The sequence below is a fragment of the Bradyrhizobium sp. SZCCT0148 genome (assembly GCF_018129985.1).
GTDB lineage: Bacteria > Pseudomonadota > Alphaproteobacteria > Rhizobiales > Xanthobacteraceae > Bradyrhizobium > Bradyrhizobium japonicum_H.
Genome location: NZ_JAFCKT010000009.1, coordinates 80916 through 103847 on the forward strand (window position 1 = coordinate 80916; position 22932 = coordinate 103847).

The following is a 22932-nucleotide window of genomic DNA, read 5'->3' on the forward strand; positions in this document are numbered from 1 at the left end:
CCGCGGCCATTCCCGGATCACTTTGCGATGGCGGGAAGACAGAGCGGGCGCTTGCCCTTGCCGATGAAGTCGAGGATCTCGGCGATCGCAGGATCTTCGCCCGCGAGCGGCCGAGATGCCTCCAGCCGCTCGGCGAAGGTACCGGGGCCATGGAAGAGCTTCTGGTAGAACCCGCGCACCGTCGCCAGCCGCTGCTTGGTGAACTTGCGCCGCTTCATGCCGATGATGTTGAGGCCCTCCAGCACCGCATACTGGCCGTTGACCAGCCCGAACGGGATGATGTCGTCGCGCACGCCGCAGACGCCTCCGACCATGACCTGCGGCCCGATGCGGGTAAACTGGTGCACCGCGGACAGGCCACCGATGAAGACGAAGTCACCGATCTCGGCGTGACCGCCGAGTGTCGCCGAGGTCGCGAAGATCACGTCGTTGCCGACATGGCAGTCATGGCCGACATGGCTGCAGTTCATGAAATAGCCGCGGTCGCCGACCGTGGTGATGCCGCCGCCGGCGACGGTGCCGGCATTCATCGTCACGGACTCACGGATGGTGCAGCCCGAGCCGATGGTGAGCCTGGTCAGCTCGCCACGGTAGGACAGCGACTGCGGCGGCGTGCCGAGCGAGGCGAAGGGGTAGATGGTGCAATCGTCGCCGATGGTGGTCTGCGCCGTGATGTGCACATGTCCGATCAGCTTGCAGTTCTTGCCGATCACGACGTGGGGGCCGATGATGCAGAAGGGCCCGATCTCGGTGCCCTCGCCGATCACGGCGCCGTCCTCGACCCGTGCGGTAGGATCAATCTTACTCATCAAGCAATCTGACTCATCAAGAAGGTCTGATTAGGTGTTGAAGTCGCTCAACTTTCCGGTGGTTAGCGCGGTTATGCCCGATCTGTCCAGTGACGTCTCGTCTCGACATGTTTCAGGCACCGGATGAGCCGGCCGTCGCAGCACCTCAACGCGTTCATGTGGAGCTTGAAGTCATCGTGGTCAGAGCCCTGGCAATCCTGCTCGCACAGCTGGCAACCGCGCCGGTCGTGTCCGAGAAGGTCGAGACCGCCGACCATCGCCTCGTCGATCTCAAGACCTTCGAATGCCGCGACATCACCCGCAGCACGGTGCTGCAGCGGGTCTGTTACGATCCCGCGAAGCAGCACCTTATCGTCGCGGCTCACGGCGCCTATGACCGCTATTGCGGCGTGACGGCGGACACTGTCGAGCGCCTCCTGAGCGCCCCGTCGATGGGCCAGTTCTTCAACCAGACTATCAAGCGCGATGTCACGGGCGGCCGGTACACCTGTCCTACGCACGAACGCGTCCTGCGCAGTTGATCTCGCTCCGGCCCCTTCGGCTGGACGGCGCTTTAGTCCGTCAGCATGGCGCCGACGTCGGCTTCCGCGACCACCTGCCCGTTGACCTTGGCGTCGCCGTGAAACCACCACATCGCCTTGCGGCGGCCGAGCGAGCGCATGTGATATTCGATGGTGTCGCCGGGCAGCACCGGCTTGCGAAACTTGCACTTGTCGATGGTGAGGAAATAGACCGCACGCGGCTTCTCGGTGCCTTCGACCGACTTGATGCCGATCACGCCCGCGGTCTGCGCCATCGCCTCGATCATCATGACGCCGGGATAGACCGGCCGCTCAGGGAAATGCCCCTGGAAGGCCGGCTCGTTGAAGGTGACGTTCTTGATGCCGATGCCGCTATAGTCGGCGCGGATGTTGATCACGCGGTCGATCAGCAGCATGGGAAAGCGGTGCGGCAGGGTCTGGAGGATCGCATTGATGTCCACCAGCTCGAACTTGACAGGTGATTCCGCCGTCATTCCCGTTCCTCATTCTTCGGATCAGCCCTGCTGTCGCGTACCAAGCGCTCCACCGCGATGATCTCCTTGAACCATTGTTTGGTCGGCTTGGCGAAAAAACCACCCCAGCGGCCGCCTGGCGGAATGTCGTCCTTGACGCCGCTCATCGCGGTCACCTGGGCACCATCCCCGATCTTGAGGTGGTTGTTGATGCCGACCTTTGCTCCGAGTGCCACGTTGTCGCCAATGGACAGGCTGCCGGCGAGCCCGATCTGGGCCGCCAGCAGGCAGTGCCGGCCGATCGTGACATTGTGGCCGATCTGGACCTGATTGTCGATTTTGGTGCCCTCGCCGATCACGGTGTCGCGCAAGCTGCCGCGGTCGATGGTGGTCCCGGCGCCGACCTCGACATCGTTCTGGATCAGCACCCGCCCGGTCTGGGGCACCTTCAGATGGCCCTCCGGGCCGAAGAAAATGAAGCCATAGCCGTCTTGGCCGATCGAGCAGCCTGGATGGATCAGCACGTTGTTGCCGATCAGGGCACACTGGATCGCGGTGCGCGCGCCGACATTGCAGTCCCGGCCGATCTTGACGCCGGGCCCGATCACCGCACCGACGCCGACCACCGTACCGCTGCCGATCTCCACATCCGGGCCGATCACGGCCAGGGGATCGACGATCACGCCGTCCTCGAGCCGGGCCGAGGGATCGATGATCGCCGACGGCGCGATGCCGTCATTGCCGACCCAGGATTGGGGCCTCAGCGCTTCGCCGTGCCATTCCCGCGCGATCCTGACGAAGGCCCGGAACGGCTGCGCCACCCGCAGCACGGCCACATGCGCCGGCACCTGGGCCTCGAAGCGCGGGCTTACCAGGCAAGCGCCGGCCTTGGTCACCTTGAGCTCATCGGCGTATTTGAGGTTGTCGAAGAACGCCAGATGCATCGGGCCCGCTTCGTCCAGCGAAGCCAGGCCCGTGATGATGTGGCCGCCCCTGGCGGGATCGACCAGTTGCGCCTTGGTCAGCGTGGCAATGTCAGCCAGCGTCGAGGCAGGCGGCTTTGTGAAAAAGTTCGGCTGCGCCATTCCACCCCGTCGCGGTCCGGCTTCGGCATGAAGCGGTCAAGCCGCATCATGCTCCATCTCTTGGATTGGCACGATCCTTTTCGGAAACCGGCTCCGGTGATCCGGATCGTGCCGTGCTGATCGAATTAGAACGAGGTGCCGCCGCCGAACCGGAACTCCTGCGTGCGATCGTATTTGCCCTTGCTGAGCGGAATGGCGTAATCGAAGCGCAGCGGACCGAACGGCGACTGCCAGATCAGGCCAACACCGACCGACGAGCGGATCACCTTGCTGTCGTCGTACACGAGGCCGGTACAGGTGCCGGTGGTCGACGGATTGATCGTCGACGGGATACAGCCCGGCGCGTTGACTTCGTTGGTCGCCGTCCAGCTCGTCGGGCCCTTATAATCGTAGAGGCCGCCGGCATCGGCATAGACCGCACCCTTCAGACCCACTTCCTTCGGAAGGAACCAGAACGGCATCTGCAGTTCGAGCGAAGCGCCCCAGTATTTGGTGCCGCCAAGCGCGTCCTGCGTACCGAAGGGGTTCAAATCGCGCGGGCCGATGCCGTTCGGGGCAAAGCCGCGGACGAGGTTCGAACCCATCTGGAAGTGATCAAGCATGCGCAGATCGCTGCCCATCTTGTTCAGCATGCCGCCCTGCAAGCGGACCAGGCCGACGATGTCGGACACCAGCGGCGTATAGTACTTCGCATCGATGACCGACTTCAGGTAGGAGACGTCGCCGCCGACGCCGGCGAAATCCTGGCGGAAGTCGACGAGCAGACCGTCGGTGGGGTTCTTGTTGTTGTCCAGCGTGTTGTAGCTCAGCGAGTAGCCCAGCGCCGAGGTCAGCGTCTTGCCGTTGGCCAGCTCCTTGCGGACCGGCAGCGAGGCTTCGCCATCGCTGTAGCAACCGAGGCCGTTGGTGGATCCAGCCAAGGGAATACCGGTGGCCGCGGAGAACGCCGGGCTCGGGTTGAACGCCGCGGAGAGCGGGTCGTTGTTACAGTTCGCCAGGTAGGACGGCAGCGTGATTTCCTGCTGGTAGACCGAGTAGCGCAGCTGCAGCGACAGGTCTTCACGCAAGGAGAAACCGAGGCGCGGCGAGAAGCCGAGCGTCTTGGTACCGTAGGAGATGTAGCTGTTGGACAGCTGCTGGCGCTGATAGAGGTCGAGGCCGAGCGCGACGCGGTAGTCGAGCAGATACGGCTCGACGAATGACAGCGAGTAACCGCGGGCATATTGGCCGTAGGTGACGGCCGCTTTGGCGAACAGACCGCGGCCGAGCAGGTTGCGCTCGGAGACCGAGACTTCGGCCAGCGCGCCGTCAGTGGTGGAGTAACCGCCCGAGATCGAGAAGTCGCCGGTCGATTTCTCTTCCATGTCGACGATCAGGACCACGCGATCGCTCGACGAGCCGGGCTCGGTCGTGATCTTCACGCTCTTGAAATAGTCGAGGTTCTTCAGGCGCCGCTCGGCACGGTCGACCAGGGCGCGGTTGTAGGCATCGCCCTCGGAGATGTCGAACTCGCGGCGGATCACGTAGTCGCGGGTACGCGTGTTGCCGCGCAGGTTGATGCGCTCGATATAGGTACGCGGACCTTCGTCGATGTTGAACACGACGGAGACGGTGTGCGCCTCGAAATTGCGGTCGCCGCCGGGCCGGACCACGGCAAACGCGTAGCCGCGGCGCGAGGCCTCGATCTGCATCTCCTCGACCGACTTCTCGACCGATTCGACGTTGTAGAGCGAGCCGACGTTGACGCGCGAATAGGCGCGCAACGACGAGGGATCGAAGTTCGGAATGCTGGAGCGGAAGTCGAGCGCACCGACGCGGTACTGAGATCCTTCCTCGATCTTGAAGGTGACGTTGAAGCCCTTCTTCTCCGGATCGTATTCGGTGAGCGCGGCCACCACCTGGACGTCGGCGTAACCGTTCTTGAGGTAGAAGCGGCGGATCAGGTCACGGTCGGCTTCGACGCGGTCGGGATCATAGATGTCACCGCTGGCCAGGAAGCTCAGCAGGTTCGATTCGCGGGTCTTGATGACGTCCCTGAGGCGGTAGGACGAGAAGGCGTTGTTGCCGACGAACTCGATCGACTTGACGCCGGTCTTGGCGCCCTCCTCGACCGTGAAGATGAGATCGACGCGGTTGTTCGGCTGCTCGATGATCTCGGGCGTGACGCGCACGTCGTAGCGGCCGGAGCGGCGATAGATTTCGGCGATTCGCAGCGTGTCGGACTGGACCATGGCGCGGGAGAAGGTGCCGCGCGCCTTGGACTGGACCTCGGTCGTGAGCTGCTCGTCCTTGATCTTCTTGTTGCCCTCGAACGCGACCCGCCCGATTACCGGGTTCTCCACCACGGAGACGACGATCTGGCCGCCGGCGCCACGGTTGATTCTGACGTCCTGGAACAGGCCGGTCTCGATCAGGGCCTTGAGGCCGTCGTCGATGGCGCCTTGATCCAGGCGGCCGCCCGGACCCGGCTTGAAGTAGGAGCGGATCGTCTCCACCTCGACCCGGCGATTTCCCTCAACGGAAATCGACTGCACGGTCTGGGCGAACGCAGACGAAGGCACAAAGACAGCCCCGACCGGGGCAACCACCGGCGCGCCGAACATGATCAGGGTTGCGAGCAAGCCCCCCCGGAGTCGCAGTCCAAACTTCATTGCGCAACGCGCCCTTATCATTCCGAGCCAGACCCAACCCCAACGCCGGTCCGGAGATTCCCCAAGTTCAGGGCCGCTTGTAGCCAATTTCACCGACGCCGCAAACGGCCGAAAGCGTCGTAATTTCAATTTCATTCCAAGACGTTGCTCAACAGCAACGCCACAAAAAAGCCGCCATCAAGATGCGGCCATCCGCAGGATGTCGTTGTAGGTCGCAAACACCATCAACATCAGCACCAGGCCGAGGCCGATTCGAAAACCCATCTCCTGGGTGCGCTCTGACAGGGGGCGGCCGCGGACGACCTCCGCCGCATAGAACATCAGGTGGCCGCCATCGAGCAGCGGGATCGGAAACAGGTTCAGCAGGCCGATCGACACCGACAGCACTGCGCACAGATTGATCACGAACTGGAATCCGGCGCTGGCCGCCTGCCCCGACATTTTCGCGATGCCCAGCACGCCGCTGACCTCGTTGGGGTTGCCTTGCCCCGCAAAGAGCGAGCCCAGGAACTTGAAGGTGCTGGTTATGATGAACCAGACCTGCTCGACCCCGATCTTGAGGGCCTCGCCGACGCCCACGGGGGTCGTCGAGGCCTCGCCGGCCTGCGCCTTGTGCTCGACGCCGAGCACGCCGAGACGATGGCTGTTGCCGAACGGATCCTTGCGCTCGAGCAGCGCCGGCGTGGCGGTCAGCGAGACGATGGTGCCGTCCCGCTTGACCTGGAAGGCAAGCGCCGAACCGGCATTCATCGCAACGATTCGCTGCATGTCGGCAAAGCTCTCGATCGGCTTGCCGTCGATCTGGACGACGACGTCCCCAACCTTGAAGCCGGCCGCAGCCGCGGCGCCATCGGCGACGACGCCATCGACGCGCGCGATCGTGCTCGGCTTGCCGTAATACAGCGCCATTCCCGCGAAGATCAGCGCGCCCAGAATGAAGTTGGCGATCGGTCCAGCCGCAACGATGGCTGCGCGAGGGCCAACCTTCTTGTGGTGGAAGCTGCCGGCGCGCTCCTCGGCCGTCATGGCCGAGAGCGTTTGCGCCGACGGGGTCGAAGCCTCGCTCTCGTCGCCGAAGAACTTGACGTAGCCGCCGAGCGGAATGGCCGAGATCTTCCAGCGGGTGCCGTGGCGGTCATTGAAACCGACCAGTTCGGGTCCGAAGCCGAGCGAGAAGGTTAACACGCGCACGCCCGCCCAGCGCGCGACCAGGAAATGGCCGAGCTCATGGAAGAACACGACGATCGTCAGGACGAACAGGAAGGGAACGGCGTAACCGAGGAGCCCATGGCTCAACGTATTGAAACTATGGACGAAAAAGTCGATCATCGAATTCCCTCATCCAGCGCCGCAAGGCCCTGGCCCCGAACCATCTAGGATGCCTTTAAGGCAATTTGAGGCAATAGGGCGGCAGCTCTATTTCGAGCAACATGGTCAACAGAGATTGCATCATCTGCTGACGTCAGAGGCGCCTGGTTCCCGCTGCGGACCCAATCGTCGAGGGTCGCCTCCACCAGCCGGGCGATCGCGCCGAACCGGATCTTGCCGGCGATGAAGGCTGCGACCGCGACCTCGTTGGCGGCGTTGTAGACGGTGGTCGCCCCCTTCCCGGTCCGGAGCGAATCGAACGCCAGCCGGAGTCCGGGGAAGCGCTCGAAGTCAGGTGCCTCGAAGGTCAGTTGGCCGATCTTGGCGAGGTCCAGCTTGGCGGCGGGTCCCTTGATGCGATCGGGCCAGCCGAGGCAGTGCGCGATCGGGGTACGCATGTCGGGCGCGCCGAGCTGGGCCACCACCGAGCAATCGGAAAACTCGACCATGCCGTGGATGATCGACTGCGGGTGAACCAGTACGTCGATCTCGTCCGGGCTCAGCGCGAACAGATAGGACGCCTCGATCACCTCGAGCCCCTTGTTCATCATCGACGCCGAATCGATCGTGATCTTCTGGCCCATGCTCCAGTTCGGGTGCTTGAGGGCCTGCGCGAGGGTTGCCTGCTCGATGTCGGCGGGCTTCCAGGTCCGGAACGGGCCGCCCGACGCCGTGATGATGACACGGACCAGCTCGTCGCGATTGCCCGAGGCCAGCGCCTGGAACAGCGCATTGTGCTCGGAATCCGCCGGCAGGATGCAGGCGCCCGCCTTGGCCGCGCGCTGCATGAAGAAATCACCGGCGCAGACGAGACATTCCTTGTTGGCGAGCGCGACATGCGCGCCGCGGTCGACGGCGGCCAGCGCGGGCTTCAGTCCGGCGGCACCGCTGACGGCGGCCATCACCCAATCGGCCGGACGCGCACCGGCTTCGATCACCGCGCTTTCGCCGGCGCCGCATTCCGTGCTGGTCCCGGCCAACGCAGCCTTGAGCTCGGCGAACTTGGAGGTGTCGGCAATCGCGACGTAACGCGCAGAGAACTCCTTGGCGAGCTTTGCCAGCGCTTCGACATTGCTGTTCGCCGTCAACGCCTCGACGCGGTAGCGCTCGGGCGAGGCGCGCAGCAGATCCATCGTGCTGTCGCCGATCGAGCCGGTGGCGCCGAGAACCGTGACACTGCGGACGTCGGACGCAGCAAGCCTGTTGTTACGCAAAGGGACCGCGCTCATATCCTCACCAAACCATAAGACCGCTTCCGGCGCTATGCACACCATGGCGGAGAAAGCCGATAATCCATGCCATCAGGATGGCGGCGACAAAACCGTCCAGGCGATCCATAAGCCCGCCATGGCCCGGTATTAAGTGACTGGAATCCTTGACATTGAAGCGCCGCTTCACCGCGGATTCGAACAGATCGCCCAATGCCGAGACCACCGAAAGGATGGCGGCGACGAGCAGCAATGGCGCCATCTTGCCGAGACCACAAGCCGCAAAGCCCACCGCCACCAGGAGGCTTGCGACGAAGCCGCCCAGCGCCCCGGACCAGGTCTTTTTCGGGCTCACGCGTGGCCAGAGCTTCGGCCCGCCGATGCTGCGACCGGCAAAATAACCGCCGATATCGGTCGCCCACACCACCAGCAGCACGAACATCAGTGCGGTGAAACCGTTGACGAGATCCTTCCGCACCAGGATCGAGGCCAGCAGCGCCGCCGTCGCATAGGCAAAGCCGGTCGCCGCCCAAATGAACTTGCCGCGCGCGATCAGCATCACGATCGCGCCGCCGACGAGGCCGATGATGACGGACGTCTTCAGCCCGCCAAAAGCGACGGCGGCCCCCATCATCGCGATGACGACCGTCCCTGCCCCGGTCAGCGCTGCCGAGCCCGCGCCGACGACGGTCAGCCATTCCGCGAACAGCCCGATCGAGACCAACGTGACGAGCAGCACCCACAGCCAGCCACCAACATAGGCGATTGCAATGGTGAGCGGCGCCAGCACCAGCGCTGCGAGGACCCGCATCACCAGATTGCTTGGGGCAGGCTTGCCGCCCGCCGGTGCGGCGTCTTGTTCGCTCACGAGGCGGTTTTCGCGACCAGGCCGCCGAAACGGCGCTCGCGTCTGGCGAATTCGGCGATCGCACCTTCTAGCGCCGCCTTGTCGAAATCGGGCCAGTGGATCGGCACGAAGACGAGTTCGCTATAGGCGGCCTGCCACATCAGGAAATTGGACAGGCGCTGCTCGCCGCTGGTGCGGATGATCAGATCGGGATCGGGAATATCGGGCGCATCGAGATGCGCCCCGAGCGTTTCGGCGTCGATCGTAGCAGGATCGCGCTTGCCTTCCGCGACTTCGCGCGCGAGCTTCTGCGCCGCCTTCGCGATCTCCTGCCGCGAGCCGTAGTTGAAGGCGACGACCAGCGTCAGGCGCGTGTTGTCGCGCGTCAGCTCCTCGGCCTCGTTGAGCAGTGCGCAGATGTCGCCCTCGAGCCCGTCGCGCTCGCCGATGATGCGGACCTTGACGCCGTCGCGATGCAGGCTTGCCAGATCGTTGCGGATGAAACGGCGAAGCAGACCGAAGAGATCGCCGATCTCGCTTGCCGGACGCGACCAGTTCTCCGACGAGAAGGAGAAGATGGTGAGATAGCGGATGCCAAGCTCATGCGAGGCGCGCACGACGCGGCGCAGAGCTTCGACGCCCCGGCGATGCCCCTCCGCACGCGGCAGGCCGCGCGCGGCCGCCCAGCGCCCGTTGCCATCCATGATGATGGCGACATGCGCGGGCACATCGGACCGATCGGGTCCTTCCGTTGCGGGCGCGGCGGCGTTGGACATTGGCGAGGGCCTCAAAGCATGATCCGGACCCGAAGGGCCGCGTAAGCGCAAGGTGCGAAGCGGTTTTCCGAAGAGATCATGCGCGTACGGTAGCCTGAAGCGCGATGATCGATCATCGCACTCTAGACGGTCAGGATTTCCTTTTCCTTCGCGGCCAGCAACTGGTCGATTTCCGTGATCGTACCGTCGGTCGCCTTCTGCACCTCGTCGGCATGGCGCTTCTGGTCGTCCTCGGACATCTCGTGGTTCTTCTCGAGCTTCTTGAGGACGTCGAGGCCGTCGCGGCGGACGTGGCGCGCGGCGACCTTGGCGGCCTCCGCATATTTATGCGCGACCTTCACCAGTTCCTTGCGCCGTTCCTCGTTCAGCTCGGGGATGCGCAACCGCAGGACCTGGCCTTCGGTCGCGGGCGACAGGCCGAGGTTGGAATCGACGATCGCCTTCTCCACCGCCTTGACCATCGACTTGTCCCAGACCTGCACCGAGATCAGGCGCGGCTCCGGCACGCTGACGGTGGCGAGCTGATTGAGCGGCATGTGGCTGCCATAAGCGTCGACCTGCACCGGATCGAGCATCGAGGCGGAGGCGCGCCCCGTGCGCAAGCCGCCGAGTTCGTGCTTCAGCGACTGGATGGCGCCCTGCATACGGCGCTTCACTTCGTTGAGGTCGAAAGTACCCGTGGGCATCACGTTTCTCCTTCAAGATCCCGGCAACCGCTCCCGCGACCTTCCCAAAAGGCGCGCGACAGATGAGCGGTCAGCCGGCGACAATGGTACCGTGGCCGACGCCACGCAGAATCGCGTCGATCGAACCCGGCTCTGCGATCGAGAATACGATGATAGGCAGTGACGTCTCGCGGGCAAGCGCGAAGGCGGTCGCATCCATCACCTTGTAGCCCCCTTCGATCGCCTGCGAATGGCTCAACCGGTCGAACCGCGTCGCGGCCGGATCCTTCTTCGGATCGGCCGAGTAGACGCCGTCGACATTGGTGGCCTTCAGCACCGCCTGGGCGCCGATCTCGGCGGCGCGCAGCACTGCGGTCGTATCGGTGGTGAAGAACGGATTACCGGTCCCACCGCCAAGCAGCACGATACGTCCTTCGGCGAGGTATTTGTGCGCCGCAGTGCGGGTGAACAGCTCGGAAATCTCGGGCATGACGAACGCCGACAGCGTGCGCGCCGGCGTACCCTTGCGCTCGATCGCCGCTTCCACCGCGAGGCAGTTCATCATGGTGGCGAGCATGCCCATGGTGTCGCCGGTCGGGCGTGACACACCGCGGGAGGAGACCTCGACGCCGCGCACGATGTTGCCGCCGCCGATCACGACAGCGACCTCGGTGCCGAGCTTGCGGGCCGCAATCAGATCGTCCGCAACCTGGTCGACGGTCGCCTGATCGATGCCAAAGCCTTGCTGTCCCGCGAGATATTCGCCGGACAGCTTGATCACGACGCGACGATAGACCGGATCTGACATGAGCTCTTTCCTTGTCCGGGCGCCGCTTCCGGCGGCACGCCGGAAGGAACGATCCGGCGCTTACTTCTTGCCGCTCGCCGCGGCGACTTCGGCTGCGAAGTCGCTTTCCTGCTTCTCGATACCCTCACCGAGAGCATAGCGCACAAAACCGGCGATCTTCAGGGCGCCGCCGACCTTGCCTTCGGCTTCCTTCAGCGCCTGCGCCACCGACTTGCCGGTGTCGTGGATGAAGGCCTGCTCGAGCAGGCAGACTTCCTTGTAGTAGGTCTTGAGGCCGGACTCGACGATCTTTTCGATCACGTTCTCCGGCTTGCCCTGCTGGCGATATTTGTCGGCGAGCACGTCCTTCTCGCGCTTGACGACCGCCGGATCGAGACCGGACGGATCGAGCGCCAGCGGGTTGGCGGCGGCGATGTGCATCGCGATCTGCCGGCCGAGCGTTGCGAGCTCGTCGGCCTTGCCGGGCGATTCCAGCGCCACGATCACGCCCATCTTGCCGGCGCCCTCGACGACCGCGCCGTGGACGTAGTTCGACACCACGCCCTGGCTCACTTCGAGCGAAGCTGCGCGGCGCAGGGTCATGTTCTCGCCGATGGTGGCGATCGCGTCATTGATGGCAGCTTCGACCGTGACGTCGCCGACCTTGGCAGCTTTGATCTTCTCGACATCGGCGCCGGCGTCAAAGGCGACCTGGGCGATCATCTTGACCAGGCCCTGGAACTGGCCGTTGCGTGCAACGAAGTCGGTCTCGGAGTTGACCTCGACCACGACACCCTTGGTGCCCTTGGTGAGGGCGCCGATCAGGCCCTCGGCCGCGACGCGGCCCGACTTCTTGGCGGCCTTGGACAGGCCCTTCTTGCGCAGCCAATCCTGCGCGGCTTCCATGTTACCGTCGTTTTCGGTCAGCGCGGCCTTGCAGTCCATCATGCCCGCGCCGGTCGACTCGCGCAGGTCCTTGACCATCGCAGCTGTGATCGTTGCCATCGTTGAAAATCCTTTGTGCCTGCTGGTTCGCCGCGGCGTGGCATCGAAACGCCCCGCCGCGGTCCATCTCAGGGATTCGCGTCAACTGAATGAAATGGTGGCCGGATCCTGTCCGGCCAACCCATCGCTCTCTTGACTATTCCGCTTCCGCGGTCAGCGCCTTGGCCTTGGCCACCCAGGCGTCCGCGCGGCTCGGCAGACCGACTTCTTCGCCGATCTTGTGCGCGGTGTCGTGGTCGAGTTCGGCGAGTTGCCAGAAATGGAAAATGCCGAGGTCGTTGAACTTCTTCTCGATCGCACCCGACACGCCCGGGAGCTTCTTGAGGTCGTCGGCGGTGCCGCGCGGGCCGGCAAGGCCCTGGAAGCCGCTCGACGAAGCCGCCGGGAGCTCTTCGGCCATCGGACGAGCGGAGGCGCCGATGTCGATGCCCGATTCGCCCTGGGCGCGCGAGATGCCGTCGATCGCGGCGCGCGCGATCAGATCGCAATAGAGAGCGATCGCACGGCCGGCGTCGTCATTGCCGGGGACCACATAGGTGATGCCCTTCGGGTCCGAATTCGTGTCGACGATCGCGGCGACCGGGATGTTGAGCCGCTGGGCCTCCTGGATAGCGATGTCTTCCTTGTTGGTGTCGATCACGAAGATCAGGTCCGGCAGACCGCCCATGTCCTTGATGCCGCCGAGCGAGCGGTCAAGCTTGTCGCGCTCGCGCTGAAGCGTCAGGCGCTCCTTCTTGGTGTAGGAGGAGGCATCGCCGCCCGCCAGCACGTCGTCGAGATGACGCAGGCGCTTGATCGAGGCCGAGATCGTCTTCCAGTTGGTCAGCGTGCCGCCGAGCCAGCGCGAATTGACGAAATACTGCGCGCAGCGCTTGGCAGCGTCCGCGACGCCGTCCTGCGCCTGGCGCTTGGTGCCGACGAACAGGATGCGGCCGCCCTTGGCGACGGTGTCGCTGACCGCCTGCAAGGCGGTGTGCAGCAACGGCACGGTCTGCGCGAGATCGACGATGTGGATGTTGTTGCGAGCGCCGAAAATGAACGGCGCCATTTTCGGATTCCAGCGGTGAGACTGGTGACCAAAGTGCACGCCAGCTTCGAGCAGCTGACGCATAGTGAAATCGGGTAGTGCCATCGTTCTAATTCTCCGGTTGGTTCCTCCGGAAGCGTGTGAGCAAAACGGAGCGTTGTCGCCCCGGCTGCCACCGGACGGCCTTGTGAGCCATGCTTCCGTGTGAGATGCGGCGCTGTATAGCGCCATTTCGGCCAGAAGCAAGGAAATAAGGGCCTTTCGCGGCGGCTTTTGCCTGCGAGAGGCCCTTTCCTGTGAGACCGGCCCGGCCCTAGCGCCCGTTCAGCATTTGGGCTGGTTCGGTGGGCACTTCTTGGCCGCCGCCGGCGGCGGCGGTGCGGGACGCGGCGGAGGCGCCGCCGGTCGCGGCGGGGGTGGCGGCGCAACGGCCATGCGCGGCGGCGGCGGCGGGGGGGCCGGTCGCGCCACCGGCGGCGGCGGAGCGGGCCGCGCCATGGGCGGAGGCGCCGGCCGCGCGACGGCAACCGGAGGAGCCGGGCGTGGCGGTGGAGGCGCGGCCATTCTCGGTGGCGGTGCCGAGACGCGCGGCGGAGGTGGTGGCGTGGGCCGCGCCACGGCCTGCGGTCGCGGCGGCAGCGCAGCCGGTCTGGCCGCCTGCGGCGGAGCCGCCGATGGAAGATGCTGCGGCCTGATCGGCTCGCGTGCCGCTGAAGGCGGAGGCGCGATCGGCCTCCCGGCCGCGGCGGGAGGCGTGGCCGGTGCGCCCGCCGCGGCGGGCGGCGAGCCTGGCGGCTCACGGGTCGCAGACTTGGCGCGATCCGCTGGCCCGCTGCCCGGCGGCGTCTGTGCCACCGGAGGCTTGGCTGGCTGGCCGGGTCCGGCTGTCGGGTTGGTCACGGCGGGCCCAGCATTTGCCGGCGCAGCAGCCGTTGGCGCGTTGGAATGAGCAGGCGGCGTTATGCCGGGAGCAGCCGTCGTGCCGGGAGTAGCGGTGATCGGCGTCCCCGGACGAGCCGGTGGCGTGGTACCAGGTGCGGTCGCCGTCGGCGGCACCGGCTTTCCGCCCGGCAAGGGCCCCGCCCCCGCTGGCGGAGCCGGCGGACCGCCATGGGCGCCAGGAACCGGCAGCGTGTTGGCTTGGGGCAGCTTGGTCTGCGGAGCAAGTGCTGGCGCCGACTGCGGTGCGGTCGGTGGCGCGGCCGTGGGCGCGACGGCTGTCGGCGTCGCCGGAGGCGTCCCGGGCCTCGCCGTCGGCTGGATCGTCGCGCTCGGCGGCATCGGCGCCTTGCCCTGCTGAATCAGCGCGGCGCGCTGCACGACCGCCTGCGGAACGGCAGCCCCGGCAGGGTTGGCACGGCCGGCAATCGCCGGCCCCAGATTGCCTGGTCCGGCCCCTGCCCCCGCAGCCGGTGCTGGTGCCGGCGGGCGGTTGATCACCGTGTTGATGACCGTCGTGTTGTGGATGTTCTGGTAGATGATGTTGTTCGGCGGCGGCGCGACATAGACCGGCGGCCTGACGAACACCGGGATCGGCACGAACACCGGCTGGGGCAGCACGAACAGGCCGATCACGGGCATCGGCGGCGGCAGCACAACGAAATCCGGCGGCGGCGGCGGCAGATAATAGACCGGTGGCGGTGGTGGCGGCGCAAAGGCAAACACCGGGTCGCCGAAATACAGCACCGGGCGGTCGACATAGACGACCTCCTCCGGCGGCGGTGGCGGCACGTCATAGTCGATCATCGCGAAGCTCGGCGGCGGCTCGGCGGGCGCGGTGAGAATCGCCAGACGCCGGCGCGCGTCCCCCGCATGCGGCCCACGCGGATAGCGGCGCAGATACGACCAATAGGCTTCCGGCGTGTCGTTCCGGTAAGTGCGCCGCCAGGTGATCGCTTCGCGGCGCGCCGCGGCGATCGCCATCACGCGCTTCGCCAGTGGATCGCCGGGATAGGCCGCGAGGAACTCCTCATAGGCCGGCAGCGTGTCGCGCTCGATCGCGGCGGCATAAGCATCCTGCGCGCCGAGATCGCGGATCGGCTTGTTGCGGAGTGCGGCAACCTGGTCGGGTGCGGTCTCCGGCGGCGGTGCGTCGGGCCCGCGCTCGAAGAACGAGAATGGCGCCGAAATCTTCTGCTCGCTCCAGGGCACCTGCGCGCCCTTGGAGGCTTCGTTGACGCGCAGGCGAACGCGGTCGAACACTTCGGACAGCGGCAGGCCGCCGGTCCGGATCATCTCCGCCAGCGACTGGGCGTAGATGCCGTAGGGCCCCGGCTCCTCCGGCGCGACCGTGCCGGGCGCGGCGTTGAACGCGATCAGCATGTTCGGCTCGGGCTCGACCAGCGCCAGACCGCTTGCGATCTGCTGGCCGCCCTCGATGAAGGGCTGCGCGCGGGCCGCGTCGAGCACGACGATGTTGGCCTTGAGCGGGATCGAAGCGAGTTGGCGCACATAGTCGCCGATCCGCAGGGCCTCGGTCGGAACGTCGGTGTCGCGGGTGATGTTGGAGTCGACCGGGATGAAATAGTTCTCGCCGGCCAGCTGCACGCCGTAGCCGGCAAGATAGACCATCGCGACGGTGCCCGGCCCCGAGGCCTGGGCCTTCTGGATGAAGTCGCGAAAACTCTTGCGCAACGTGTCGCCGTCGAGATCGCGCGCGCCGACGACATCAAAGCCGGCCGCCTGTAGCGTCTGCGCGATCAGGCCGGCATCGTTCGCGGTCGTTGCCAGCGGCGACTTGGCATAGGCGCCGTTGCCGACCACAAGCGCGATGCGCTTCTCCTGCTGTTGCGCGCGCACCTCGCCCGGCACGCCGGCGGCAAGGGCCACGATCGGCAGGAGGAGGCAAATGAAGATTCTAAGCGTCCCACGCATGGCTTGCTTGCCCGCTAATATAGTTGAGGTGCCACCACGCATGAGACGCGCAGCCGGCTGAACGGCGATTGAACGAAAAGCCCGGATTGAGGCGATGGCGTGGCCACGCGGCTGATGGCGTCAGCTTCACGTCAGCCTCAAAGTCAGCCTCACCTTAATCCACAGCTTGCAGCTCGGCGAGCTTCGTTCGCGTGGTCGCCTCGTCGAGCGCCACGAGTTCGGCCAGCCCGGGATGCCTCTCCCGCCGTCGCGATCGATACGGCTGCAAGCCATACCAGGCCGCCGAGGTCCGCGCCGCCCCTCGCGGCGGAACGCGGATCGGGCGTCGGAGCTGCTACACACGACGCCCGATATTTCAAACGCCGGGCTCTAGCTCTGGGCCAGCAACTCGACGGTCCCCGTGCGCAAGCGATAGATGCCGCCGACCACCTTGAGCTTGCCCTGCTCAGCCGCCGCGTTGAGAAGCGGGGCGGCCGATCTCAGCTTGGCGACGTTGTCGATGACGTTCTGGCGAATGGCGTTTTCGAGCGCGTCGCCGCTCTGTTGGGCCGCTGCCTTCACCGAAGGTGCGATCGCCGCGACCAGCGTCGGGATGTGTCCCGGCAACGGCTTGTCGTCCTTCAGCGACTTGATCGTCGCGTCGACGGCGCCGCAATTGTCATGGCCGAGCACCAGGATCAGGGGCGTGCCGAGCACGGCGACGGTGTATTCCATGCTCGCAACGGTCTCGTCGCCGGCAAAATTTCCGGCGACGCGGCACACGAACAGATCGCCGCGCCCGCTGTCGAAGGCGTATTCGGGCGCGATGCGGGAATCGGCGCAGCTCAGCACGGCCGCGTAGGGATTCTGACCGCCCACCAGAGCCTCGCGCTCATGCGTGAAGTCGTGACGGCGCGACACACCCGACACGTATCGCGAATTGCCCTCCATCAGCCGCTTGAGCGCGGCATCGGGCGACAGCAAATTCTGGGGTTTAGGCGGCGCCTTCGCTTCCTTGTCCTTGGCCAACGCGGCCCCGCCACCGAACGCGGCCAATCCGAGCGCCGAAGCGCCATAGAGCATCATGGAGCGCCGCGAAGGAGCGATGGATTGATGCAGATTTTCAGAGCATTTGTCGCACATGGTTGTTGTTCTTCCTGGCTGCCCGCCCAACGAGATTCTCAAGAAGACAACTCATAGCTGCGCCCAATAGACTTCGAAACCGCCCGCGCGCCGAATAGTTAAGCTTTGGTTTGCGGCGGCGCGGGCAACGTCAGAGCTGCTGCACGTCGACCACGCCCGCGACCGCCTTGATCGCGCCTGCGATCTGCGGCGAGACCTTGAAGCGACCGGGCAGCTTCATCTCGACCTCGGTCTCGAGGTCGAGCATCATCACCAGCGAAACCTCGCCGTCACCATTGGAGCGCGACGCGATGCCGGGACTGCCGACTTTTGGCGCGGCGCCGTTCCCGGCGGCCATGTCGGGGCCGGCCAGACGCTTCGCGATCGAGTCCAGCGGCTTGGTGTCGCGGACGAAGATGCGCAGACCCTTCTGCGTCTTGGCGGCAGCGTCATCCAGCGGCTCGGCATGCAACACGCGGGCGCGGACGTCCTCGCCCTGCAGCTCCGCACCAAGCTGCAGCAGCACGGCGGCGCCCGGCTCCAGCACGTCGCGATATTGCGCGAGGCCTTCGGAGAACAGCACCGCCTCGAAATGGCCGGTGGGATCCGAAAGCCCCATGATGCCCATCTTGTTTCCGGTCTTGGTGCGCCGCTCCATGCGCGAGACCACGGTGGCCGCGACCTTGCCTGCGGTCGCACCGGTCTTCACCGCGCGCGAGAACTCGGCCCAAGACTGCACCCGCAGCCGCTTCAGCACGGTGGCGTAGTCGTCGAGCGGATGGCCCGACAGGAAGAAGCCGACGGCGTCGTATTCGCGGCGCAGCTTTTCGGCCGGCAACCACGGCTCGATCTGCGGCAGCATGATGGTCGGCGCATCCGCCGACATGCCGAACATGTCGTTCTGGCCGATGGTCTCGGCCTGGTGCGCGCGCTGGCAGGCGGCCAGGATCGAATCCGCCCCAGCAAACACACGCGCGCGGTTCGGCTCCAGCGTGTCGAAGGCGCCGGCGGCGGCGAGACTCTCGATGATGCGCTTGTTGATCGCGCGCGGATTGACCCGTGCCGCGAAGTCGGCGAGCGAGGTGAACAATCCCCGTTTGGCGCGCTCCTCGATGATCTGCTCGATCGCCTGGATGCCGACGCCCTTCAGCGCTGCAAGCGCGTAATAAATGACCTTGTCTCCAACCTCGAAGGTCGCGCCGGAACGGTTGATGTTCGGCGGCTCGACCTTGATGCCAAGGCGCTGCGCCTCGGCACGAAATTCGGAGAGCTTGTCGGTGTTGTTCAGGTCGAGCGTCATCGACGCCGCGATGAACTCCACCGGATAATGCGCCTTCATGTAGGCGGTGTGGTAGGACACCAGCGCATAGGCGGCCGCGTGGCTCTTGTTGAAGCCGTAGTCGGCGAACTTGGCGAGCAGCTCGAAGATGGTCTCGGCCTGCCCCTTCGGCACGCCGTTCTTCACCGCACCCGCGACGAAGATGTCGCGCTGCTTGTCCATCTCGGCGCGGATCTTCTTGCCCATGGCGCGGCGCAGCAAGTCGGCGTCGCCGAGCGAATAGCCCGACATCACCTGCGCGATCTGCATCACCTGTTCCTGGTAGATGATGACGCCGAACGTCTCCTTCAGGATCGGCTCCAGCACGGGATGAAGATATTCCGGCTCCTCGTCGCCGTGCTTGCGCGCGCAATAGGTCGGGATGTTCGCCATCGGGCCCGGGCGATACAGCGCCACGAGCGCGATGATGTCCTCGAAACGGTCCGGCCGCATGTCGACCAGCGCGCGCCGCATGCCCTGGCTTTCAACCTGGAACACGCCGACCACTTCGCCGCGCGCCAGCATCTGGTAGCTCTCGGCATCGTCGATCGGCAGCGTGGCGAGATCGACATTGATGTTGCGCGGCTTGAGCAGCTTGCAGGCGACGTCGAGCACGGTCAGCGTCTTCAGGCCGAGGAAGTCGAACTTGACGAGGCCCGCGGGCTCGACCCATTTCATGTTGAACTGGGTCACCGGCATGTCGGATTTGGGATCGCGGTAGAGCGGCACGAGCTCGCTCAAGGGCCGATCGCCGATGACGATGCCGGCGGCATGCGTCGAGGCGTGCCGGGTCAGGCCCTCGAGGCGCTGGGCGATGTCGAAGGCGCGCGCCACCACCGGATCCTCGTCGCGGAACGCCTGCAGTTTCGGCTCGCTCTCGATCGCGGCGGCGAGCGTCACGGGCGCCGCCGGGTTCTGCGGCACCAGCTTGGTCAGCTTGTCGACCTGGCCATAGGGCATCTGGAGCACGCGGCCGACGTCGCGCAGCACGCCGCGCGCCTGCAGCGTTCCGAACGTGATGATCTGCGCGACCTGGTCGCGGCCGTAGCGCTGCTGCACATACTGGATCACCTCGCCGCGGCGGTCCTGGCAGAAGTCGATGTCGAAGTCCGGCATCGAGACGCGTTCGGGATTGAGGAAGCGCTCGAACAGCAGGCCGAACTTGATCGGGTCGAGGTCGGTGATGGTCAGCGCCCAGGCGACCAGCGAGCCTGCGCCGGAGCCGCGGCCCGGTCCGACCGGAATGCCCTGGCTCTTCGCCCATTTGATGAAGTCGGACACGATCAGGAAGTAGCCCGCGTATTTCATCCGCAGGATGACGTCGAGCTCAAACGCCAGGCGCTTGCTGTAATCCTCGTCCGTCATGCCCTGCGACAGGCCGTGGACCCGCAGGCGATTGGCGAGCCCCTCCTCCGCCTGGCGCTTCAGTTCCGCCGCCTCGACTGCGGCGGCGTCCGAGCTCTGCTCGGCGCCGACGGTGAAGAACGGCAGGATCGGCTTGCGAGTCATCGGACGGAACGAGCAGCGCTCGGCGATCTCCACCGTCGAAGCCAGCGCCTCCGGAATGTCGGCGAACAGCACGGCCATCTCGGCGCGCGTCTTGAAGCGATGATCGGGGGTGAGCTGCTCGCGCTCGGTCTCGGCGATCAGCCGCCCGCCGGCGATGCAGAGCAGCGCATCATGCGCTTCGTAATCGTCCGCCGAAGCGAAATACGGCTCGTTGGTCGCGACCAGCGGCAGCCCCTTGGCGTAGGCGAGGTCGATCAGGCCGCTCTCGACCCGCCGCTCCTTCTCGGTGTTGTGGCGCTGCAATTCGATGTAGAGGCGGTCGCCGAACAGGCCGGCCAGACGCTCGCAGCGCAGCGCGGCCAGCTCGGCATAACCGCCGGCGAGCGCCAGCGAGATCGGCCCATCCGGCCCACCCGTCAGCGCGATCAGCCCCTCGGTCTCGCCTTCGAACCAGTCGAACTTGATGAACGGCGCATGGCTGTCGGGCGATTCAAGGAACGCGCGCGAGTTCAGCCGCATCAGGCTGCGATAGCCGCGCTCCTGCGCGGCGAGCAGCACCACGCGCGACGGCCCGATCGCGTTGCGCGCATTCGGGTCCTGGTCGCCGAAATCGATCGCCAGCTCGCAGCCGACGATCGGCTGGATGCCGGAGCCCGCCATCTTGTCGGAAAACTCCAGCGCACCGAACAGATTGTCGGTGTCTGTCAGCGCCAGCGCCGGCTGGTGGTCTTTCTTGGCAAGCTCGGCGAGCTTGGCGATCTTGATCGAGCCCTTGAGCAGCGAATAGGCCGAGTGAACGTGAAGGTGGACAAATCCGGCGCTCGGCATGATCGCGTGACGGCCTCTGGCAGATGAGATGGAGCGGTCGCCGGCACCAGGGGAATGTCAGGGAGATCCATCGGAGGATTGCGCCCCGCCTTCCACCCGCCTTTGCCGACTCGCCCCGTAATGGTGGGGCGTCACCGCGCCAGAGTCCACGCCGGAGCGGCCGCTTCGCCGCGTCGTCCCGCTTATCCCCAAGGGCAACGGGCGGTTCATCCGGAGCCGCGGAATCAGAGCTGCGGTATGACCTGGGCCCAGATGGCGATCATCCCGACGAACAGCGTGATCGACGCCAATGCGGCGGCTTCTTCCACGAAAACCCTGAACATGGCTTGCTCCCTTGTTGGAACGTATGAAGAACATTGTTCTCATTTCGTTCTCGGGAGTCAAGCACATCGGGCGCTCGCCAATGGCAATGGTTAACCCGCTGAGTTCACCCAATAAAAAGCCCCGGCGCAAGGCCGGGGCTTTCGTCGACAGGTCCTGAAGAGTGAGTTCGTCTCAGAAGCGGGCGAGGCCCGGACCGCCGAACTTGTAGTTCAGACGGCCGAGGATCAGGTCGGTGTCTCCGCCGGAGCTGAAGCCCGTGGTGGAAACGCCGCCGCCCGTGAAGGTCACGGCATGGCGATTCTCGAAGATGTGGTTGTATTCCACGCCGATCGACCAGTTCGGCGCAAAGCCGTACTCGAGACCAGCACCGACCGTGCCGCCGAGGCGGGTGTCATAGCCGGTTTCAGCAAGCACAGCGCCGCCAGGGGTCAGGAACTGATAGTTGCGATCAGTGATCGCAGCACCGCCCTTCACGTAGATCAACACGTTGTTCCAGGCATAGCCGACCTGGCCCGTGAAAAGACCGAACGCGTCCAGCTTCGAACGAACCGTACCGGGCGCGACGAGATTCGCCGTGCTGCCCGAAATATCCGCCCAGTTGCCCTGAGCTTCGAGGCCGAACACCCACTGGCCGGACTGCCAGCGATAGCCGACCTGGCCGCCAACGGTGGCGCCGTCGGTGTCATAGCTGCCGAGCAGCGTGCCGGTCGGGTCGAACGAACGACGGTCGCGGGTCTGGCCCCAGCCGCCGTTGACACCCACGTAAAACCCGCTCCAGTCGTAGATCGCGGCAACCATCGGCGGGGCCTTGGTGTAGGGCCGCGCGGCGAGGTCAGCCGCCAGTGCCGGCGCAGTCGCGCTGAGCGCGACGAGGCTCACAGCAGCTAGCAACAAATTCTTCTTCATTTGATTCCCGTTCCAGTTTCTTCAGTGGGCCCCCCGGCCGCGCATGGGTCTATCAGCGATCGGCAGAATTGCTGTAACCACGCCGCAACAGTTGGTTCGAAAGGACCGTGTCCTTAACGTATGTTTATCGGCAGGTGCGCGAAGACCCTTAGGAACAAGTGTTTTCATGAGTTCCATAGTCGGTTACGAACACGAGCCTCATGCGCGCGACGTCGACATCGCGCGCACATTCGCGTGATGGAGAATTCAAATGCGCAGACAAGCAGCTCTCCCCATTGTCGCCACACTTTCGCTCGCACTCGCCACACTTGGAGTCGCGCCTGGCGTTTCCACCCCTGCGCTCGCATTCGGAACACACCACCCCTTCTGCCTCACCGGCGATGAATGGCCGGGCCTGAGCAATTGCAGGTTCGACACCTACGCGCAGTGTCAGGCGAGTGCATCAGGACGCGCGCTGACCTGCATCGCCAACCCGTATTTCGCAGGTCAAAGCGACGATCCCTACGCCTACCAGAATCGTCCGCGCGCGCAGACGCCGGGCTATTCGCCCGGCTACTACCTGCCGCGCTGAGATGCGCAGCGGGCGCCTCGCCGTGGTCGTAACCGGCCTGCTGCTCGCAGGCGGATCTGCACGCGCGCAGACTTACGATCCCAGCTATCCTGTTTGCATGCAGATCTACGGCCCCGTCGGCTATTTCGACTGTCGCTACGGCACGCTCGAGCAGTGCCGGTATCTCGCCGTCGGACGTTCGGCGACATGCGTGGTGAACCCGTATTTTCCGGCGAAGAAGCCCACGCGCCGACCGAGGTCCGCCAACTAGCGCGGGCACATGCGGGACGCTGATATGCA

Annotated in this window: 19 protein-coding genes; 3 read left to right on the top strand and 16 right to left on the bottom strand. The window is 65.3% G+C overall.

The window, feature by feature from the left end; translation table 11 throughout:
* Positions 1 to 17 precede the first annotated feature (17 nt).
* Positions 18 to 809, bottom strand: a complete 792-nt coding sequence (lpxA, locus tag JQ580_RS24140; protein ID WP_212282700.1) for an acyl-ACP--UDP-N-acetylglucosamine O-acyltransferase — start codon at positions 807 to 809, stop codon at positions 18 to 20.
* A 176-nt stretch (positions 810 to 985) separates the two neighbouring features.
* Here lpxA and JQ580_RS24145 point away from each other — a divergent pair, with 176 nt between their 5' ends.
* Entirely contained in the window at positions 986 to 1330 is a 345-nt protein-coding gene (locus JQ580_RS24145) for a KTSC domain-containing protein (RefSeq protein WP_212282841.1), read from the top strand.
* Positions 1331 to 1362: 32 nt separating this feature from the next.
* On the opposite strand, the gene fabZ is transcribed toward JQ580_RS24145, so the two are convergent.
* The 15 genes from fabZ to JQ580_RS24220 all read right to left on the bottom strand — a co-directional run bounded on the left by fabZ (position 1363) and on the right by JQ580_RS24220 (position 22082).
* Positions 1363 to 1824 carry a 3-hydroxyacyl-ACP dehydratase FabZ gene (gene fabZ / locus JQ580_RS24150; RefSeq protein WP_024341283.1) on the bottom strand — a complete coding sequence of 154 codons (462 nt, stop codon included), beginning with the start codon at positions 1822 to 1824 and terminating at the stop codon, positions 1363 to 1365.
* Entirely contained in the window at positions 1821 to 2888 is a 1068-nt protein-coding gene (gene lpxD / locus JQ580_RS24155; protein ID WP_212282701.1) for a UDP-3-O-(3-hydroxymyristoyl)glucosamine N-acyltransferase, read from the bottom strand. Before lpxD ends, fabZ begins: the two co-directional genes overlap by 4 nt.
* A 125-nt stretch (positions 2889 to 3013) precedes the next feature.
* Positions 3014 to 5539, bottom strand: a complete 2526-nt coding sequence (gene bamA, locus JQ580_RS24160; protein WP_212282702.1) for an outer membrane protein assembly factor BamA — start codon at positions 5537 to 5539, stop codon at positions 3014 to 3016.
* A gap of 177 nt (positions 5540 to 5716) precedes the next feature.
* Positions 5717 to 6868: an RIP metalloprotease RseP gene (rseP, locus tag JQ580_RS24165; RefSeq protein WP_212282703.1), complete on the bottom strand. Its 1152-nt coding sequence runs from the start codon at positions 6866 to 6868 to the stop codon at positions 5717 to 5719.
* Positions 6869 to 6912: 44 nt separating this feature from the next.
* Positions 6913 to 8136, bottom strand: a complete 1224-nt coding sequence (dxr, locus tag JQ580_RS24170) for a 1-deoxy-D-xylulose-5-phosphate reductoisomerase (protein ID WP_212282704.1) — start codon at positions 8134 to 8136, stop codon at positions 6913 to 6915.
* 4 nt (positions 8137 to 8140) lie between these two features.
* Complete coding sequence (locus JQ580_RS24175) at positions 8141 to 8983, bottom strand: phosphatidate cytidylyltransferase (protein WP_311982478.1); 843 nt, start codon at positions 8981 to 8983, stop codon at positions 8141 to 8143.
* Positions 8980 to 9738: an isoprenyl transferase gene (locus tag JQ580_RS24180; protein ID WP_212282705.1), complete on the bottom strand. Its 759-nt coding sequence runs from the start codon at positions 9736 to 9738 to the stop codon at positions 8980 to 8982. Before JQ580_RS24180 ends, JQ580_RS24175 begins: the two co-directional genes overlap by 4 nt.
* A gap of 122 nt (positions 9739 to 9860) precedes the next feature.
* Positions 9861 to 10424, bottom strand: a complete 564-nt coding sequence (gene frr / locus JQ580_RS24185) for a ribosome recycling factor (protein ID WP_212282706.1) — start codon at positions 10422 to 10424, stop codon at positions 9861 to 9863.
* A gap of 70 nt (positions 10425 to 10494) precedes the next feature.
* Complete coding sequence (gene pyrH, locus JQ580_RS24190) at positions 10495 to 11211, bottom strand: UMP kinase (protein WP_212282707.1); 717 nt, start codon at positions 11209 to 11211, stop codon at positions 10495 to 10497.
* Between the two features lie 60 nt (positions 11212 to 11271).
* The gene (gene tsf, locus JQ580_RS24195; protein ID WP_212282708.1) at positions 11272 to 12195 is read right to left on the bottom strand and encodes a translation elongation factor Ts; all 924 of its coding nucleotides are present in this window, start codon (positions 12193 to 12195) and stop codon (positions 11272 to 11274) included.
* Between the two features lie 136 nt (positions 12196 to 12331).
* Entirely contained in the window at positions 12332 to 13327 is a 996-nt protein-coding gene (locus JQ580_RS24200; RefSeq protein WP_212282709.1) for a 30S ribosomal protein S2, read from the bottom strand.
* 219 nt (positions 13328 to 13546) lie between these two features.
* Positions 13547 to 16096 carry a caspase family protein gene (locus tag JQ580_RS24205; RefSeq protein WP_212282710.1) on the bottom strand — a complete coding sequence of 850 codons (2550 nt, stop codon included), beginning with the start codon at positions 16094 to 16096 and terminating at the stop codon, positions 13547 to 13549.
* A gap of 369 nt (positions 16097 to 16465) precedes the next feature.
* Positions 16466 to 17218 carry a carbonic anhydrase gene (locus tag JQ580_RS24210; RefSeq protein ID WP_212282711.1) on the bottom strand — a complete coding sequence of 251 codons (753 nt, stop codon included), beginning with the start codon at positions 17216 to 17218 and terminating at the stop codon, positions 16466 to 16468.
* Positions 17219 to 17348: 130 nt separating this feature from the next.
* Positions 17349 to 20852, bottom strand: a complete 3504-nt coding sequence (gene dnaE / locus JQ580_RS24215) for a DNA polymerase III subunit alpha (RefSeq protein ID WP_212282712.1) — start codon at positions 20850 to 20852, stop codon at positions 17349 to 17351.
* 495 nt (positions 20853 to 21347) lie between these two features.
* On the bottom strand, positions 21348 to 22082 hold the full coding sequence (locus JQ580_RS24220) for an outer membrane protein (RefSeq protein WP_212282713.1): 735 nt from the start codon (positions 22080 to 22082) through the stop codon (positions 21348 to 21350).
* Between the two features lie 250 nt (positions 22083 to 22332).
* Here JQ580_RS24220 and JQ580_RS24225 point away from each other — a divergent pair, with 250 nt between their 5' ends.
* Both JQ580_RS24225 and JQ580_RS24230 read left to right on the top strand, forming a co-directional pair.
* Entirely contained in the window at positions 22333 to 22653 is a 321-nt protein-coding gene (locus tag JQ580_RS24225; RefSeq protein WP_212282714.1) for a DUF3551 domain-containing protein, read from the top strand.
* 1 nt (position 22654) lies between these two features.
* Entirely contained in the window at positions 22655 to 22903 is a 249-nt protein-coding gene (locus JQ580_RS24230; protein WP_212282715.1) for a DUF3551 domain-containing protein, read from the top strand.
* Positions 22904 to 22932: the final 29 nt, after the last annotated feature.